Genomic DNA, 20,037 nt, shown 5'->3' with positions numbered 1-20,037 from the left:
CTTTGTGGTACGGTAGACTTTAGGTATATGTTCGTGTAACAAAGCCTACCAAAGGAGACTCTGGCCTTTAGAAAACAGCTATAGCCATCACAACTTGATCAGGATAATCCTCTAGAGTTTGCCCATATCCTGTAATTTCAAGATTTCCATATGCATCATCTGTGTAAAAAAATGATTCACCTTCATCGAACTCCAATTTACTATAATTTAAAAAGTCAATCAGTGGGCTATATAGCCCTAACCCCTCTTTTGTTTTCCCCATATATGAATGTGCTGATTTCTGATCATCTTGATCTAAAACCTCAAAAGCCCATGTTTTAATAGCAGCAATATGATTATTAACTACTAATATATTCAACACTCTTGAATAAAATAAATCTCGCAACTGACTGAGATTTTTTCTTCCTGTTAGTTTAGGGTCATTTAATACAAAATGATAACAACCATTCCCATTATCATCTAAAGTATATTCATCTAATATCAGTGCAGGAGAATATTTAAATTCATATATTTTATTTTCACTGTCAACTAAATATTGCTTAAGTATATGTTGAAATAACCCATTTTCAATACCAATAGGAATTCCTGCTAATGATTTAGAGGGTATTATTGGACTTTTCCAAGAAAAACTAATTTTATTATCAATCATTTTACTGAAATCCACTTATTACTTTCTGTATTAAACTTAATAACATTTCCATTTGAATTCATATAAGTAGTATTTTTATCATATAAAGGTTTACCTTGTTTATCAAATGATAACTTATAGTTATTGGTATCAATTATCTTTACCTGACTCCCATTTGTATAAGTGATTTTATAATATTCACCACCATGTGTAGACTGTTTATCTTTCCCTAAAGTTGATGGGCTATGCTGTATTCTCTTTATACCTGAAGCACTATTATCAATATCGTAAATAATAGCATTTCCAGAAGAGCTACTTCTAGGATCAACTTTTTTCAGAATTGCACCATCCATTTCAAAAGATTGTTTAATTTGATCTACCGTTTTACCCCATAAACTAGCAGGGTTATTTACAATATCTCTAGGAATTCCTGCTTGCTGTGCAAGCTGCTCCTTCAATTGTTGTTTCTGAACACTAGATAAAGCACTGTTATCAATTGCTCTGGTAGCATCTTTTACATTTTTAAAGACTTTATCTGCAATTTGATATCCATTTTTTACTACTTTAACAGCACGTCCAACAATTGTTCCTGTAGCTACATCGATAGCAATATTGATTGCACCATTTCTAATATCCTGTTCTGTCGCAGCCCTTTCTCCCTGTCTAGGTGAACATGAAAGTCCGAATACTTCAAAACATGCGATAAAGTCTCCTTTATCATTTACTTTGAATAATTCATTATTCTCAACAGCATTTTGCCCAATCACACCTGCCAATTGTGCGTTATAACTAGAGTCTCCTACTGCTCCACCTATCACGGCACCAATTCCTGCAGTTAAATCTCGGATTTGTGCTTTCTCAGTTTCTGATAGTAAGTTCGCTTGGAACTCACCATTTACAAAGTACTTAGGATCATCTTTATATTTTTCTGCGAGTTGGTTGGTTAAGTAGTTGGCTGCCGCTTCACTGGCAACAGCTGCACTTCCACCTGCAGTCGGGTCGCCACCATTAATATAAGCCAGTGTTGCCCCTAAGATCGCATGGGACACTAACTGTGCTGCGGTATTTTTGTCCTCTCCATGACCAAACTGGCCTCCAATCACCTGAGCTGCATACGGTGCTAGGGTATTAGTCACGACTTGTAAGTCAGTTTGTCCACCCAACGCTGCTGTAATCGCTGTGGTCACGGCATTCAATGCTCGACTGCTATTACCGCCCATGCCCCATGTTTGTGCTTGGTCTGATGCATCTTTATATGCTGGTAAAGCATTTTTCAGAAGATTTTGTTTAGTGACATAATCATCTGTGCTGTTATATTCAGCCCACTTTGCTCCACCTTCTGCTTTTAGCTTTTCAAGTGCTTGGGCTTCTGCTGCTTGCTTTTGCGCTTCTGCTTCAGCTTGTTTGTTTTGGCTATAGGTACGTGTAGCCGCAACAATCGTCGATGTCGCATCCGATACAATCTTTTGTTTGTCTAAGATGGATTGTAAATCTGGTAAAGCATCTACTTTTTGGTTAGCCGTATTAATATCGCTATGAATACCCAGTTCTTCGACTGTTGTGTCTTTTCCACCTATATTGATGTTACCTGCGCTAATCGTGGCATACGTGGTACTGCTATCACTGTCTTTATCTTGTTGTGGTAGCGTCGGACTGAATGTGGTGCTGTCTCGCCAATTCACATTGTTGGTATATGTCTTGCCTGTACTATCTGTGCCTTTTTCTTCACCAAAGCGTGTTCCACCTGAAAGTGCAACGGTTGTCGCTTTATGGCTGCTTTCATTTTCGATGTTGCTAAATGTTAAGCTGTTGGCTGTGAGGTCATTGTTTTCTTTTGATGCAGTAGATGCAATTGCTCCACCTTTTAGGTCTACATGGTCTGCTTTGACATGGTAACCGCCTTCACCAGCAAATAATCCACTTTGTTCATTAACACTCTTAGAGTTGCCTTTTGCACTTGAGTTATTGAAATTACCTGATGCATCCCATGCGGTACCTGCCGATACTTGCACACGTGCACCTACGCCCATTTGTTTGTTGTTTTGCTCTAGGGTGTCTTGTTGGCTGATGATGTTTAAGTTTCCACCCACATCCGCATCTATACGATTGGCTTTGGCTTGTGCACCTTTCAGCGTGGTATCGCCTTGGCTCTTGATGCTGATTTGATCTGCATTTAATGTCGTGTTGTTATGTGTGGTGCTTTCTAAGTGATTGCTGCCTTTGCCATAACCTGCTTCTGCATAGACATAGACACCTGTTTGTGCGCCTACCGATACTCCCACACCGACTTGTGCGCCTACGTTACTGTTCTTGCCATCTGCATATTCTTTACTTTGTCCAGATTCGAGTAAGATGTTTTTGGCTGCATCTAGACTGATTTTGTCTTTGGCATTCACTTGCGTATTTTTAAGGTGAATGTCTCCCTCTGTACTGGTCAGATTAATGTTGCCGCCTGCATTGAGTACATTGCCTTGCGATGCTGAATAGCTGTTGTCTTGATTGTTCTTACTGGTGCTAAAGCCGATACCAGCTTCAGCTTTGAACAGCGCCGCTTTTGAAGTAGCAGCATTCGGATCTTGTGCAAGTGCTGCGATATCTTTTTGTACGTTGTTTACGGTATTGGCTGTTTGGTAGGCTTGAGCGCCTGCTGCAAGTCCTTGTAAGGCTTGCGTTCGATCATCGGCTTTACTCTTGCCTGCGTTATCTACGGCATTAATTAAATCGAGTAATGGGGATGTAATTCGGCTAAATACACCGACTTTCAGATCTTTGCTCGATTGGCTGTCACTACCTGTATTGTGGTCATCGAGTATGCTGATGTTTTTTGCGCTAATGTTGATATCTTTACCTGCAACGACATCGGCTACTTTTTGGTTATAGTTGTTACCAGCATTGATGTTGACGCTACCATTTAAACTGCCCACTTGGCTACGTTCTTGGCTAACACTTTCATTATTCGCCTTGTTTTGGTTTGCCATGTAACCATCAAAGCGTTCTGTATCTGAGATCTGCGCACTTCCCCAACCTTTGCCCTTTTTATCTTCGCTTTGGTTAAAGCTGTTTTGCGCTGATTTGATGTTTACGTCTTTGCCCGCATTCAGGACAAGGTCATTTGTAGAGACCACTTTACTGCCCACAATATTAATATTGCCATCATCGGCTTTTATTGTGGTTTTGCCGCCTACAGAAAGTTCCGTACCTACACTTTGTACCAAACCACCATTGGCTTTTTCTTTGTCATTATAAACACCTAGCGGGGCTATATGGTCTCGGTTATCAATACTAAAGCCTTTACGTTTAGAGTCCGCGGTTTGGCTTTCAGTATTTTGGGTTGCTAACAAGTCAACATTGTTTTTGGCATGCAGCAATGCATCGCCTTCAGCCGATATTTTCGCGCCTTGGCTACGGATATCCCCCCCAGTGGCAATAATATTTAAATTCCCGCCAGCTTTGACTTCTGTACCTACAGATTGAGTTGAACTCGTATCTTTAGTTTTGCTGGTTTTTTGGTTATGTGCTTGGAAAACAACAGGTGTAGTTGCTGCCATTGTCGCTTTACGCACAGTTTCTGCGCTGGACATGATTTTGCCAACTGCACTGTCCGAGAAGTCATTATTGTCTTGGCTCTTTTTCGCAGAGGCTGCCGCGGCAGCTTCTCCACTATAAGTAAAGCCAATCGAGACACCTGAACTCTTACTCTCAAATTTTGATTGAGTATCCTGCTTTACATCCGCAGCATCAAGATGGACATTTTTACCTATCAGGTTGATATCTTTGCCTGCTTCTATGATTGAAGCTACTGCATTTAAATCTTGACCTGCAATAATGTTGGTATTGCCATTCACACTACTCACTAAGCTTTGTGTGAGCGATGTTGATTGGGATTTGTTCTCTTGTTTTATATTTGACTTTCCATAGCCAACACTTGCTACACCATCTGAGAAACTTGAAGTAAACCCAGATTTTTTAATGCTATATTCTGCTTCATTCGCATACTGATTTTCTGCAGCACTGATCTTAATTTTTTCTTTCGCTTGAATTTGTGTCAGCTCGTCTGAAACAACACTACTGCCACGAATATCAATATTGTTTGCATCAAGGATGACATTTTTACCATCAATAGTACTAGCAATTGCCTCATCACTCATGTTTCGTACATAGCCTTGGCGTACCGTTTTACTGAACGTGCTTTTTTCTTTAACTTTAAATGCTTGCTCTGTATCCGATAACTTTCTACCTTCTGAAATATCAATATTTTGCTGGGCTGATAGTATCGTCGATCCTTGTTCACTGGAAATTTGTGAGCCTTTCACTGTGATATTTTCAGCTTGCAAACGTGTATCCCCTACACTCTGAATCACAGAACCAATATCTTCCTGCTTTTTCTCGTAATTGAAATTATCTTTATTTGCATAGCCACGATTGTTGATCGAAGTATTTACACCACCTATGTTTAAATTACCCTCGGTTTTAATAGTACTCGAACCATTGTTGTTCACAATTTCTGAACCTTTCAGAGTCGTATCACCACCTACCCGTATAGTCAGTGTAGTGCTTAAATTTTCTGTATTATTACTAATCTGAGTGAGTGGTACACCTGTGACGTAAATTCCAGCTTTACGATCAAAACCTTCACGGGTAAATTCACTCGCACCTATTTTGTTGACGGTTGTTTGTGTCGTACTACCTTGGTTGAAATTACCACCAATATTTAAACTTGCAGACTCAACAGCGGTGATCGTTCCACCAATATTGTTTAAATCTTTTGTAGTCTTTAAATCAATCTGGTTTGCCTGCATCCGACCATTCAACTGATTGATATTTTCCGCTGAAACTTGGATTGCTTCACGTCCTGCAATGATTGCATTATTTAGGACATTGCCTTTCACTTGGATTTTGACTTGATCTGCACTGATCAGTGTTCCATCACCTTTTAAATCCCCTGCACGAGCTTTCACATAAACTTGTGGAACCAATGCTTTCGTCGTCGTACCATCCGCAAGCTTGACGGTTTTTTCTTCTAGCCAAACAATGTCCGTCGTCAATTGCGCAATCTGTGCTGCTGTCAATGCAATACCTGGTCTTAAGTTATAGAGTTTTGCAAAGCTTAAGGCATTATTCATTAATGACTTATATTGTTCCTCATCATTACCATAACCTTGTAAGAAACGTTGCCCTGTCAATTGTGCAATTTGGTCTTGGATGAGCCTTTGCTCATAATAACCATCGCCAAGACGTTTTTGTTTTGTCGCAGGATCAAGTTCCATCGCATCTAACATATAGTCAGAAGAGAGCCAATTTTTATAATTACTAAATGCGGGGTCTGTTTCGACTAAAAACTTTGCCTGACTGTCTTTGCTTGTACTAAACAGTGCATTGCTTGGCAAACTCATGAAATCCATAGATACCGAGCGAATTTCGATTTCACCCTGAGCTTTGGTCGCTGAAGTATTTGCATCACCTGCTTGTAGATTTTTTGCCGTATCAACAGATTTAACTTGTTGTTGTTCAGCCTCTATATTTTGATCATTTTTAGACTTCACATCTAATTGATTTGGCGAATTTGGTACATCAGCAGTTTGCCCATTTACCGAAAGGCTTTGGCCTCCATCAACGGTAACTTGATTAGACTGACCTTGTTGCTGACGATCAATTTGCTGATCAGGCGCTTCTCCACCTGTAGCATTGCTCACAGCGGTTCCAGCTGTAACCTTAGATATATTCTGATTTGAAGTATGATTTTTTACATTCCCCAACCATTGATTCACTGGTAAGTCAATCTCTGTCACTTCATCTGCTGGGTTGTAGGTAACTTTATCCCCCCATTTACGTTGATGGTAACGTTTAAATCCACCCCGCCATTTGGAATAAGTATATTGACTCGTTCCTGTTTGTTTGATGATTTCAACACCTTTACCATCAATTTGTTCTACATCTTTATTCAATTGAGCATTTAATGCGCCTCCTGCAAGCACAATGCTCTTATCGTTTTTGAATGCATCACCATATAGATTGATGTCACCACCGGCAACAATTTCTGCTGGCGCCGAATTTATGACTTCACTCTTAAACTTGGTTTCTTTGACTTCGTATTGTGTCCATTTCTTAAATTCTGAATTGCTAAATTTTTCATTATAGGCTTCGATTTTATCACTAAGCGCCTGATAAGCAGATTCATCTTCCTCACCCCAAGCATCTAGATCTTTTTTATATTGCTCTAGACCTTGCTTATACGTTTCTTGATCTTTTTCATATTGCTCATATGCTGTTTGATATGCTGTACATGCAACTGCATCATAGCCTGCGCCCGCTTCACAACTCGCTTGTCCTGTGGGTGCCACAGGCTCAACCATAGTCGGTGCTATAGGTGCATCTTTTGCTGGTGGCGTGATTTGGAAGTATGCCCACACAGGATCATCTTTTTTATAATTTACATTACAGCTTTCATCATCGCCTGTACCTACGCAATTGATAGATTCAACATTAGGAATAGGTGTCTCACCTAAAACCACATTTTCAGGCAAAGTATTTGGAGTTGTGTCATATTTATATAATCCTGCTTTACTCCAACTTTTCCACACAAGATTTTCTTTAGGAATTTTCGTCGTTTTACCTTCTGGCTGAATATAAACTTTATCTTCAACTCCGCCGACTTGAAATTCATCAACTTTAAAATTCATATTAATATTATTAATACTGTTTGCCGTTAATGTCATATCACCTAATGACTCAATGCGAGCACTTAGGTTATTAATCGTATTGGCCTGACCTTGAGCTTTCAAATTCCCGTCTAGGCTTCCGCCAACATTTAAATTGCCCGAGCTAAAGATCCATGCATTATCACGTGCACTTTTCTTAACGTCTCCACCTGATTGATTATTCAGTGTACCAACACCTAAATTCATGTCTCCACGTGATGCGATCACCGCTCCTGTGCCGGCAGTGTTAGATTTGTTGTCCAAGGTATTGGCTTGAATCGCGACATGCGTACCATAAATACGTGCGCCATCATTCCACACACGATTGGCTTGAATATGAGTCAACTCACCGTTAATTAGGCCTTGGTTATGCACTGTATCTTGTGCTGTTAAATGTGTTTCATTCGATGAAATACTAGCATTAGCTTCATTCTTAATATTTTTCGCACTTAATTCTAATTTTTGACCCGCCGTCAATTCTGACTGATTAATCAAATCATTGTCAGTATTGAACTTCAGTGTGCCATTTGCTGCAATTTGATCACCCTGGGTATGGGTATAGCTTTGTTTGATATCAATATCAACATTACCTTCACTGATAATCTTACCTTTGTTGATCAACTCATTGGCTTTCAGGTTAAGCTGGTTTTTAGCGAGTAATTCACCGCCTGTGTTATCCACATTGAGTGTTTTATCTAATGTTCCAATGCTTAAGGTATCTAAACTGCTGATTGAACCTGCTTGGTTGAGCAATTGGTTTTGAATATTCAGTGTGGCATTTTCACTGGCGCGAATTGCACCAACTTGGTTATCCAATGCTTGTGCATTGATTTCGATATTTTTTGCATCTAGGCCTCCCAATGTAGTCGCATCTTTGGTTTGGCTATTCTCCACTTTGCTGGCTGTGATTGATAATTTCTCACCTGCCACGATGTGGCTACCAACACCGCTATTGTTCACTTGGTCTGAGTGAAGTGTGACATTCTGCTGTGCTTGAATTTGTCCAGCCAAGTTATCTATACGACCGCCTGAAGCCTGTTGCTGAATGCGCAAATCTGCTTGGCTATTGATTTGCCCTTTGTTGTTATTCAGATTTTGTGCTGTGATGTTGGTTGAGCCGACTGCTGCGATATAGCCACTGATATTATCAAGCTGTGAAACATTCGCGATTTCAAGGCTTCCTTGGCTCAGAATCCCAGCGTGATCGCCTGAATTATTGTTCAGCAAAGCATGATTTTGAGTATCGACTTTAACGGATTGTTCACCTTGGATTAAGCCAGTTTGGTTGTTTAATGCTCCCGTTTTCAAATCAATAGCTTGAGCAATGATTTTACCGTTTTGGTTATTAAGTTGTTGCTGTCGGGTATCAATATTCAATTGATTTTGTGAAGCAATTTGCCCAGCAGTATTCACTAAACTCTGCGTCTTTAAGTTCGCATTCTGCCCTGCATAAATATCACCTTGTTGGTTAATCAGTTGCCCTTGTGCATTCAGGGTTAAATCTGCTTTTTCAGAACGTAAGGTACCTTCTGTATTATCCATTTTTTGGCTTTGAACATTCAGATTTTGCTCTGCAACCAATACACCTTTTTGGTTTTGAATATTGCCTTGAACCGTGACATTTGTCGAACCTGCTGAATACACTTGCCCTTGTTGGTTATTCAGTTGTCCCGCTTTGAGGTCAATTTGATTTTTGGCATAAATTGTCCCTTGCTGATTATTCAGTAAGGTTGCATTAATATTAGAATGGGTACCTGCAAATATTTCACCGGACTGGTTATCCAGCGTTTGCTGTACATTTAAATCCAATTGATTTTGTTCTGAACGGATTTTGCCTGCATTATTATTTAAACTCTTCGCTTGAATCTGTACTTGTTGATTGGCAGCTAAAGTACCTGACTGGTTATTGAGATGATCTGCAACATTCAGGTTAAGTTGATCTTGGGCGTAGATTGTACCTATCGTATTGTCAATCTGCTGAGTAGTTGCATGCAGTGATGTACCAGCAATCACTTTACCATTTTGATTACTGAGTGTGTTGGCAGTGAGTTCAATCGCTTTATTTGCAGATATTTCACCTGCCAAATTACTCAATTCATTTTCAACATTCAGCTTCAATTGATCTTGTTGCGAACGGATTTGTCCTGCATCATTAATCACTGAGCCAGCTTTTAAGTCAGCCAATTGTTCTGCAGCTACTACACCTTTGCTATTGTTCAACTCACCAGTAGCATTCAGTTGTATTTGTTCTGCTGCATAAACCACACCTTCAGTATTGTCTAAGCTATTGACTTGAATTGTGGCATTGGCACCTGATTGCAATTTGCCTTTTTGTGAATGAACGTTTTGTGCTGTGAGACTTAAATCTTTATCTGCTGAAATTAAGCCTGTGTTATTGGCAATATCTTGTGCCACATTTACAATCACATCAGCATTTTCTGAACGGATTTGTCCCGCATCATTCAACAATTGCTGTGCATTTAAATTCAGGTTTTGCTCAGCGGCGATCGTTCCTTCACTGTTGTCGGCTCTACCAGATACAGTCACATCGAGTTGTTTTTTAGAATAAATCATACCCGCTTGGTTATTCAGTTCAGCCACATTGATTCGGCTATCTGTACCTGAAACCAATTGCCCGTTTTTATTCTCTAGATGTGGACTTTGGATATTCAATGCTTGTGCAGATTGAATACTGCCTGACTGATTATTGATGCTTTGAGCGAGCTTTAAATTGACCTCACTTTGTTCAGATTGGATTTGCCCATTTTGGTTATTGAGATTTTGACCTTTGATGCTCAATGATTGTTGCGATGCAATTAAGCCTTGTTGGTTTCGAATATTTTGTGTTGCTTGAATATCCAATTTACCATCAGCATAAACTGTACCTTGATTATTATTCAGTTCACTGACTTGTAAATTGGCATCACGTCCAGCAATAATTTTGCCTGACTGGTTGTTGAGTTTTTGGCTCGTGATCTTCAGGTCTTTTCCTGCAAGCGTTTGAATCACACCTTGTTGATTAATTAAATCAGCAGTTTGCAGTGTGGCTTGACCTGCAGCGCTGATCACACCCAATGTATTATCCAAGGCTTGTGCAACATTGACACTGAGCTGCCCATTAGCATCACTTTGGATCAGTTGTCCTTGTTTATGGCTGATTGTCGTTGCATTAAGGTTTATATTTTCTGCAGCAGTCGTGGCATTGTCTAAATTAGCTGTACCCAATTCAAGTTGTAAATTCTGATTACTTTGAATTTTGCCTTGTTGCCCTTGTAGGTTTTGTGCAGTGATTTTAAGTTGTTGATCACCTGCATGGAGAATTTCACCTGCATTTGAATTCAGACTTGCTGTTTTAATTTCAGTATTATTCGCATTACTGATGATCTTCCCCGCATTGTTATCAATACGATCAGCAATATTAAGAATAAAATCATTCTGCCCAGTATGCTGAATCAGGCCTTGGTCGTTGTTCAGCTGTTTTGTATCAATATTAATTTGGCTGGCACTATATTGACCTTTTTGGTTATCAATATTTTGTGTAGCAGTTAAATCTAGCTGTTGATCTGCAATGATTTTTGCACTTTCAGTTTTAAGCTGCTTGGTTTGGATTTTTATATTTTTTGCTTGGTTTTCGCTTAAGCTTAAATCAGCACTTTGTGCTGCATCGATTTGAATTTCAGAACCCGATAATACCCTACCTGCAATTTGTACATTTTGTGCATTGATATTGAGCGTCGCATCATTTTGACTGAGTTTACCATCTTGATCTAAACCTGCAGCCCAAATGGCGGTTTGTTTGCTCGCAATACTGTCAGACTGTACTTTGATTTTATTGCGTGCTGCCAATTGCCCATCTTGTTGCAATTGCTTCACCATTAAATCTATAGCATCACCCGCATAGATTTGTCCTGTGCTATTCAATTGCTGTGATGTGATATTCAAGTTTTTAGCCGCAATCAAATTGCCTGCCGTATCTTGCACAAGACCATTATCAATCTGATCTACATTGATCGTGAGATTGCCCGTTTTGGCTTGAATGGAGCCTTGTTGGTTATTTAATGTTTGCCCAGTGAGTTGTACATTTTGCGCTGAAATTTCACCATTATTATTGTTAAGTGCTTTGATATTCAGTTGTGCATCACCATTGACCGAGCCAATGACACCGTCAGTATTGTTGGTCTGCGCTGAACCCAGTATCAAGGTATCAGTCGCTATAATTTGCCCTTTGCTGTTATCGATTTGCTGTGCCGTTAAATTCAATGCTTTGGCACTTTGTAAACGCCCTGCATTGTTATTTAGCTGCTGGGCATTCAAATCAAAGCTTTCTGTCGCATCAATCAAGCCTTTTTGGTTATCAGCATTTTGTGCAGTAATATTGATTACTTTAGCGCTGAGCTTACCCGCTTGGTTTTCAAAGTTTTGACCATTAAATTGCAATTCTGGCAGTTGGATTTCACCACCATTATTTTTAATATTATCCTGAATCTTTAATGTGATATCCGCATTATTAAGAATATCTCCAGCAATATTTGAAATAACATCGACAATTTGAATTTTACCCGCTTCAAATGTTTTTGGAACAGAAGTATCAGTTGGTGCAACTTCAACAGTACTCGAATCTTGCGCTGAAGATTGATCTTGTGGATCAGTCACTGTTGGTTGTGTCGTCCCCCCCGTTGAACCTGTTCCACTATTATTCTGAGTCGCTTGCCCGATTAAACCTTGGCTATTATCCAGAGCTTTTGCTGTAATATTGAGTTGCTGTGAACCCGTTTGTTCAATTTTACCTTTATCATTACTCAGATTTTGTGTTGTAAAATCAATACGTCCTGCATTGATCACACCATCATTATTATTAATTTTACCCAGTGCTTCCAACTTGATTTGGTCATTGGTCGCGACTAAACCGCTGTTCTGAATATCATTGGCTTGGATATGTATCTGATGCTGTGTACTGCTTATATTCCCACTGTTTTGTACATTGTGTGCTTGAATCGCAATTTGGTCTTTATTGGCAATGATATTGCCTGAGTTGACCAAATCTCCATTGGCATTCAAGGTCATTTGAGCTGCTGTAGTATTGATTGAGCCTGCATTGCGCACACCCAAACCTTGCTCTGTACCCACCAAGAAAATCTTGCCTGCGTACATACCGCCCAACTGTGCAACATCCAGCGCGAAATCTGGCTTCGAAGTTTGTGTGGAAGACTGACTGTTGATTGACTGAACTTGAGGTGCCGATTGGTCTTTGACATGAATATCATTTTGACCCAGCACCATGGTCAGCTCGTTGGCATACAGCCCAGCATTAACATTCAAAGCGCGCGCATAAATATCCGTATAGGGCGTTAAGCTGCCATTCAAGCCTTTGCCTGCAATGGTCACTTGTCCATCCCGTACACGGAATGATTCTAGGTAACCCTGATTGACTACCGCTTGGCCCGCTGCCAAGCTGAAACGGTCAGCATTAATCACGCCACAGCCGTCACAAACTAAACCCGATGGGTTGGCAATCACCACTTGCGCCGATTTACCTGCAACTTCTAAATAACCTTTAAGTTGGCTCGGATTACTACTATTCACTTCATTGAGAATGACTTTGGCTTCGCCTTTTGCCAGCCATGGGTTTCCTTGTACCCAACCTCCAATTTGTGTTTGAACATTATTGCGTGAGTTGTTTAAAATCGCGCCTTCTTGTCCTACATCAAATTGTTTATAGGTATTACGTGATACGCCGCCAGCGCTTGGCGTTTGAATATTGACTTGAGTGAGGCCATTGCTGCTGTTCAGAATTGTGGCTTGTTGTGAGTTGGGTGCTGATTTATCTGCGACAATCTGGCTGCCCGCAATGCTTGCCATCGGCAAGGTATAAATCGCAGCACCGAGTAAGCTAATCACAGCAAAGTTGAGTGGATTGAGTCTTTTATAAGTTTTCAATGTCAATGATGCTGTTTGTTCTGAATCGCCATCACCTGCAAGTGTGGTTTGTCCTGCTGCTTTGGTTTTACTTTTTACAATTTCAGCAACTGCGATAAACATACCACGAGCTTGGCTAAATATAATGCGATAGCGATTCTTATTCATAATGATCGACCTTAATTTTTAAATATTTTAAATACTGGGTAATGTGATAAATATTGAGATTAATACATCCAATTCAGACTAAAACCTGATGTTAGGTTATCTGTTTTATAGTGATCTGGTTTCTTCAGCGGTGTTCCAACAAAGACGTCATAGCTGACCGATTTCAAGACTTGACCTCTTAATCCTGCAACTGCACCCATTAAACTGGTGCCTAGAAGTGGATTTGGTTCATATGCAGTTTTTCCACCGACTTCGCCATAATCAATACCGCTGTACCACTGCATTGGGAGTTTGGCGATAGAACCACTGATTTCATTACGGACTAAGAAACCATTATCTGCCATCAAAGTTTGCTCTCCATCAAAACCGCGCACGGTATAACGGTTACCTATTGAGAAACGGTCTTGTGGGGTGAGGGGTTTTTTACTGTATTGGCTGCGCCATTCAGCCAAGTATTGTAGATTTTGTTGTCCTACTTTAAATGGGACTTGTAGGCTGGCATTGGCTTGTAAGATACCGACATGGGTAAAGGCTTCACCATATTCTTCTTCAGGTGCATAGATAGCATTGAACGCGCCTGTTCCTCGTTTATAGGTGAGATTTCCTGTCAATGTAGCATTGGATAGATATTCTGTATGGTCTAAGCTGGCTTTCCAACCTGCTGTTTTTCGTCGTTGAACTTCAACTTCGGTATCATTGATGAAATTCTGGGATTCACGATACCACCCACCCACAGTTGCTGTGGTCTTACGTTTGGCATCACGATACAGTACACGAGATAAATCTGCACCAATCAACTTACTTTCACCGCTGTATAAGTAGTTTTCACTGGCACCCGCGACAGTCTGATTATAATTCGATTTACTATAATTGCTGCTCAATAACCAATAGCCCATTGGAATGGTATAACTCAGGTAATAACCATCTGTACCACGTTTGCCATCATCGCCACCGCCTAAGTCATGGTTATAACTGCCGTAAAATAGATCATTAGCAGTGAATAAGTTATCGAGTGATAGCGTAGCTGTGCCTTGATATTTGCCTGTTGAATCTGAACCTGCATCATCTACACCTAAATGAATCCGATAAGGCTTAGATTGCTGCCATGCCAATTCTAAATCACTGTAGCCAGGTTCGTTATGTTGTTCCGCTGGTTTGATTTTAAAATCAGCTTCCACTGTTGGCACACGTTTGAAGTTTTCCAAGCCCTGTTCAATATCACGGATATTTAAAATATCGCCAGCTTTCACTGGCAGCGCATTAAATTTATGTGCACGTTTTGATGTGCCTTCAGCAAATTTAATTTGATCGACTTTACCAGCAATTACCTGCAGCTGAATTTCACCTGAAGCAATATTCTGCTGCGGCAGCAATACGCGTGTAGTGACAAATCCACGGCTGATGATGCGGTTTTGAATCAGATCCAGCGCCTGATTCAAACCTTGCACACCAATGCAGCGGCCAATTAGATTGTGTTCACCTTGAATAACTGGTCGCATGGCAAAGGTAAATTCACGGGCATCTTCCCCGATTAATACGAATTTTTTGATATCAAAACAGATGTCTTCACTGTTTGATTTTAAGTATTGTAATTGAGGCTGCGTTTGTAGTTGATTTTCCAACCCAGTCTTTACTTCTGGAGTCGGCTGTAGTTGTTTTTGCAGGGCTTGATCACGTTGCTGTTGGCGGATAATCGCATCTGCTTCTAATTCAGGGCGTGACTGTGGCTGAGGTTGTACCTGAGGATCTGCTGCATAGATGGTGTTGCCCATTAAACCAAAACATAAAACTAAACTTGTTTTTTTAAATTCTAAACGAGACATTGTATTTAAAGTGCGCTAAATTTTGCGGTTATTATTGTGAATGCTATTACATTTGTAAAGATTTTTATACAGATCTGTCTGCTCCTATACACGATGAAAAAGAACAAAAAAAATAATAATAAAATGCTTAGAGTTTAACTAATTATGGTTTCATGCTGTTTGGAAATTGCACTACGCCCTGAATACTCCATCAAGCCATACACTGGCAATACATTTTATTGATTAATCAATTCTCAAATCTTGCTAAATCTGGCTGCATTATGAATTATCAACACATAAAAATAATATGCGGGCAACTGTATTCTCAGCCAATGTACTTAAATACAAAATACCAAAAATTGGCTTTCGAATGATTCAAAATGAGTATTTACTGACTATCACGTTCCCATCTAATAAAAATAAAACATTACGACACATATTGTCGTAGTTTAAATAACACCCCATTCTTTCACTTATTTCCCTCAAGCATAATCAGCTCCATAAAGACATCCTTAAGGAATAAATAATTTTGACTACCCCAAACACAGTTGATGAATTGAACAAGCAAGCAGAAAATTTTTCAAGATACCTATCTCTCTTGTTTAAGCTAGGCACATTTTTAGGTGCACTTTGCTTCACACTCTATTGTCATAACTTAAATTATTTCCCAATAGGAGTAACCATCAGCGACAGCTTGCTTTTTATCATTTTTGCTGGAAGCTTTTGTTTAATCTATGGCTTCATGATCATGTGTTTATTGTCACTTGGTGTATGTGTTACTTATGTTTTGAAACCACTGTTTGAAATTATCCACAAATATTATAAACAGTATAAATTGAACAAAGGAGTCTTAGAGGTTCCTGATCCTATTGAGTTCGTTAAACCTGAAATGATTCATATTCTGTTAGCCGCATTAGGTGTCCTGTTTATTTATATCATGCACAAAACTGATTCTGATCCGACTGTTCTATTGAGCTTATTAGCAACTACATTTTTTCTTTCGGTTATATGGGCGGGTTATCATGATAATCGCTTAAAACCAAACAATGTAACTCAAGAAGAGAATGCTCCTGCCATTACCCAACAACATGAGAATGCTAAAAAAAACAAATGGATATTATTGGTACTTATTTTGATTATCCCTCTACTTTTCAGTGGTGTATCAGGTAGAGTTTTGGATGCAGGAATGCGGTTTTCTAATCTAAATATTGGAATATCATCAGTATTAGTTAAACCACCTTATGACAAAGCCATACCTGAAAAATATAAAGATCAGCATCCTCTATACACTGAAGAGGGATTCATAGCGTTTAAAGGCATTGATGTTAAGCTATCAGGTATAGGGCAAAAAACTGTTATTCAATTTATGCCTCTAGCTGCAACAAAGCCCCAAAACTTAGCAATCCCAAATGATAGAATTATCGTTCTTCCACCAGTACCACAATAAGTATGATTCAATGGAGGCACTAAGCCTCCATTGAAATTTTAATTCAAAGCTTGAACAGATCTCTGCAGACCTTGCTGAATATCCTGCACAAAATCTTCTCCATGATTGGATTTAGGTCGAACTTTTGTTTTCGAATCAGGCTGTGTTTGCGCAGTTTCAGAATTTTCATTACTATAAAACTCCTCTACCAAATCTACCCCCTCCTCAGCATTCACCTCAAACTGTGCATTGCTATAACCCTGCCGTGCCATCTGATCTAAAGCAGCTTGGTTAAACCCAGAAAGTTTACTTTTTTGATCAATCTCCTTGGCAGTGTGAATCGCCTCTTGTAAATGAACGCCATCACGTAAAGTCAAATCCACGTAGTACACAGGAGTACGATAGCTTTGTGTGGTGGACTTTCCTCGCAAGGTCAGTTGCAATGGTAAACAGGACAGTAAGCCATTCGATGCGGCGTGATAATAACTGAGTCTTGCCGCTAAGGTGCGAATACTATTAAAACCTGTGGTTCTAAAAATGAATGTGCCGAGTTCATCTGATTCATCTAAATTGACATGCAATCGCCCATAAGGCTTGCAATTGCCGCCTTGCGCCATTGGACATAAATCAGGGGATGGACAGGGATGCTGCTCTACACCTTGGCTGGTGAGTCGCTGGCAGGTTTCACCATTGCCAACACAAACAGGGCGTCCTGTTTGACGATCAAATAGGCTGTACTCTGCCCGCAGATTCAGTTCAGGATCATTGAAGATCATGCGGACGGGTATGCTTCGCAGTTTTTGATTGGGTGCTTTGGCCCGCAGCTGCTCATCGAGTGGATGCTTGATCCAGCCGTCTTTGTTTTGGATTTGGCTGGTAATGGTAAATTGATCATCCTTTTCAGGCAGTCTCTTTCCGTTTTTTTCGACAATCTTCCCGATACTGATTCTGCCTAAAATTGGTGGTGTGATTGCTAGACCTTTAATCATGATGTTTTCCTCTTGTGTTTAAATGAGTTGCTATGTTGGTAAAATGAAATGGGCATAAAAAATCCCATGCACACAGGCATGGGATTTTTCGGTCATTGTTGAATGGAATACTTAGGCTAAACGGTATAGATATTAAAGCGCCGTGAACCCTGTTTGCTTTGCGGGAATTGGCTGAGGTATTCAGGATGTGATTTCAGCAAAGCCTTGGCATCTAAACCGATCGAGTCTTTGGACTTTTTCCACGTCACTGAGCCTGCTTTAAAAGTGGCGCGTTCAGCCTGCTGCATCTTGGCCTGCAGCTGATGCTTCAGCAGATCAAACTGCTCCTGATGCTTTTCAATTTGATTGCGCGCTTGAATCAGCTGTTCAAACTGTTGATTGGCTTGTTCATCTTCGGATAAGTCAGTAGTGCTGAGTGGCACATGTTCGGGATAGAGCAGTTGTAGGGCTTTAGCTGCCGATTCACTAGCATCTACATCAGGCGGTGTATCCTTTTCCACACATTCCCAGAAGTGACGCTCTGCATTGACAATGTGCTGAATCACTGATTCACTGCGGGTGACTTTAAAAATGCAGGTTTCATGTCCACAGATTAAGACACAGATATGCGCTGCCTTCTTTCCTGTCACTGCCAATTGATGTTGTACCTGACACAACACGTATAAAGGCACACCATCTCGCCATAACTTAGCCCCATATTCCCCTGCTGTTTTACACTCCAGTATTTGTACATCGGCATCACCGACCACGGAATAATCCAAATTAGCCAGCATAAAGTGCTTGTCTGGATCAGGATGTTGTAATACAGCGTTGACCCGACGTACTTTGTAATTGGTGTGCATACTGTAGTATTCAGCAACCAAGGGTTCTAGTTGCTTCCCCCAATATAAAGGTGCATGTCCTTCGCTTTCATCCTCAATATTTTGCTGAATCCGTCCCGTCTTAATCATCCACAGTTCAAGCATCGACATATAAGGATTGAGTCCACAGGCTGCAGCACAGTCACTGCTTCCAATGCCCTTGCGTCTGACTTCTAGCCATTCATCTTGAGTCATGTGTTTGGTTTCTGCTAAGCGTTTTGGATGGGTGAGTCTAGGGCGTTGAACATGAATATTTGTTCTAGCTGGATTAGGTTGAATTAACACTGAGTTCATAAGAAATTTCCTCTGATTATTAAATTTTAGGCATAAAAAAAGCCACATCTGGAGATGTGGCAAAGAGGTATTTGGATTCAAAGAAATTGCGGGATCATGTTGATCTGATGTGATCATCTTAAGTCCCAAATCTGAATCTAAACTTAAACAATCAAACGTAATGCTTGTTCGAGTCCACGTTGCTTAAGCCCTGCGCCCGCACCGAACCATGCAGAATCCAAACGGTGGTCCTGACTCATGGCACGACGTTCATGATCGGCGAACTCAGTGATACTGCAAAGTAAGCCATAAGCAGTGTCTTTGGCTGAACTGAGTTCTGCACCACGGCCATGTCCATTAAACATGGTCATGACCTTTGACATTGCACGTCCATTCGGTTCAGTCTTGTTTTCAGCTTTCGTGGCTGAGTTGGCTTGGGTAGCAACATTACGATAGAACTGAATAATGCTATCGTCCTGTTCGGTTGGACTCAGACCGGTATTGTTAAACACCACATCAAAATAAGCTGCTGCTTCAGTCTGTGTGACTTTACGTTGACTGAGTAGTTTCATTTCATACATGTGTTCATCCCATGTACGGACTGAAATACCGAGTTGCTGTTTAATCTTCTGCGCATCGAACTTAGTGCTGTGTGGCACTTTCACCACACCAGCACTAGAGTTTTGACCCTTTAAGGCAATCGCTAAGGTGTTGTTACACACCACGCGGATAGAGGTGAATTGCGCCGTGGTGGCGAGTGTGCCATCACACGCGGTGGCTAAAAGAATATAGCCATTACTGACATCTTTACCCTTTAATGCAGAAGTCTGCCCTGTTCTCGCTAAAGCCCAGAATTTCTTCCCGCCTTTCAGCACCCCAGCGGTTTCCAACTCAAAGCCAGATTGTTCAGTCAAGTCACGATAAAACTCCAAGATCTGTTTCGGTTGTACTTCTTGGTAACGCTGGCTGACGACTGATAAAGGTGCATGGGTATCTGAACGATAAAGTACGCGTTGTTCTTCATACGGCATGATGATGCTTTGTCCACGATCATTTTTAGCCATATAGCTGACATCTGAAGATTCAATGCGCCAGTCCATGCCTGCTTGTTGTGCCCAGACTTCAATCGGTTGGTTCTGACTGAGTTGGTTGCCGAGTCCATGCCAAGGGGTTTGACCAACATAAGCCATTTGTTCAATTTGATGTGCCATAGTTCTTTTTCCTATTCAATGTAAATTTTGGGTTTTGTTAGTTTTAACTTTTGTAGGGGTTGTCTG

Annotated in this window: 7 protein-coding genes; 1 reads left to right on the top strand and 6 read right to left on the bottom strand. The window is 40.4% G+C overall.

The genetic code is table 11. The features are described from left to right. Positions 1–67: 67 nt before the first annotated feature. The 3 genes from C3F34_RS11615 to C3F34_RS11605 are packed head-to-tail and all read right to left on the bottom strand — an operon-like array spanning position 68 to position 15,233. On the bottom strand, positions 68–649 hold the full coding sequence (locus C3F34_RS11615) for a hypothetical protein (protein ID WP_104441656.1): 582 nt from the start codon (positions 647–649) through the stop codon (positions 68–70). After that, a complete protein-coding gene (locus tag C3F34_RS11610; protein WP_104441655.1) occupies positions 646–13,410 on the bottom strand; it encodes a hemagglutinin repeat-containing protein in 12,765 nt (4,254 codons plus the stop codon). Before C3F34_RS11610 ends, C3F34_RS11615 begins: the two co-directional genes overlap by 4 nt. Before the next feature lie 59 nt (positions 13,411–13,469). Next, positions 13,470–15,233 (bottom strand): ShlB/FhaC/HecB family hemolysin secretion/activation protein, encoded by a 1,764-nt coding sequence (locus C3F34_RS11605; RefSeq protein ID WP_104441654.1) that lies wholly within the window; start codon positions 15,231–15,233, stop codon positions 13,470–13,472. 508 nt (positions 15,234–15,741) lie between these two features. Between C3F34_RS11605 and C3F34_RS11600 the strand changes: the two genes are divergently transcribed. Continuing rightward, the gene (locus C3F34_RS11600; protein WP_158654356.1) at positions 15,742–16,659 is read left to right on the top strand and encodes a hypothetical protein; all 918 of its coding nucleotides are present in this window, start codon (positions 15,742–15,744) and stop codon (positions 16,657–16,659) included. A gap of 38 nt (positions 16,660–16,697) precedes the next feature. Here the strand turns inward: C3F34_RS11600 and C3F34_RS11595 are convergent, their stop codons facing one another. From C3F34_RS11595 to C3F34_RS11585, 3 genes are all read right to left on the bottom strand, one after another. Beyond that, complete coding sequence (locus tag C3F34_RS11595; RefSeq protein ID WP_104441652.1) at positions 16,698–17,627, bottom strand: hydrolase or metal-binding protein; 930 nt, start codon at positions 17,625–17,627, stop codon at positions 16,698–16,700. 116 nt (positions 17,628–17,743) lie between these two features. After that, the gene (locus tag C3F34_RS11590; RefSeq protein WP_104441651.1) at positions 17,744–18,781 is read right to left on the bottom strand and encodes a YqaJ viral recombinase family protein; all 1,038 of its coding nucleotides are present in this window, start codon (positions 18,779–18,781) and stop codon (positions 17,744–17,746) included. A 143-nt stretch (positions 18,782–18,924) separates the two neighbouring features. Next, complete coding sequence (locus C3F34_RS11585; RefSeq protein ID WP_104441650.1) at positions 18,925–19,971, bottom strand: DUF932 domain-containing protein; 1,047 nt, start codon at positions 19,969–19,971, stop codon at positions 18,925–18,927. Positions 19,972–20,037: the final 66 nt, after the last annotated feature.

Source organism: Acinetobacter sp. ACNIH2 (assembly GCF_002934965.1).
Lineage (GTDB): Bacteria > Pseudomonadota > Gammaproteobacteria > Pseudomonadales > Moraxellaceae > Acinetobacter > Acinetobacter tandoii.
The sequence above is the reverse complement of the archived record's forward strand: the minus strand, read 5'-3'. Positions and strand labels throughout refer to the sequence as shown.

Bases quoted from the DNA above. Each gene is read 5' to 3' on its own strand.
- C3F34_RS11610 (WP_104441655.1), bottom strand. From the start codon at position 13,410: ATGAATAAGAATCGCTATCGCATTATATTTAGCCAAGCTCGTGGTATG.
- C3F34_RS11615 (WP_104441656.1), bottom strand. From the start codon at position 649: ATGATTGATAATAAAATTAGTTTTTCTTGGAAAAGTCCAATAATACCC.
- C3F34_RS11585 (WP_104441650.1), bottom strand. From the start codon at position 19,971: ATGGCACATCAAATTGAACAAATGGCTTATGTTGGTCAAACCCCTTGG.
- C3F34_RS11595 (WP_104441652.1), bottom strand. From the start codon at position 17,627: ATGATTAAAGGTCTAGCAATCACACCACCAATTTTAGGCAGAATCAGT.
- C3F34_RS11590 (WP_104441651.1), bottom strand. From the start codon at position 18,781: ATGAACTCAGTGTTAATTCAACCTAATCCAGCTAGAACAAATATTCAT.
- C3F34_RS11605 (WP_104441654.1), bottom strand. From the start codon at position 15,233: ATGTCTCGTTTAGAATTTAAAAAAACAAGTTTAGTTTTATGTTTTGGT.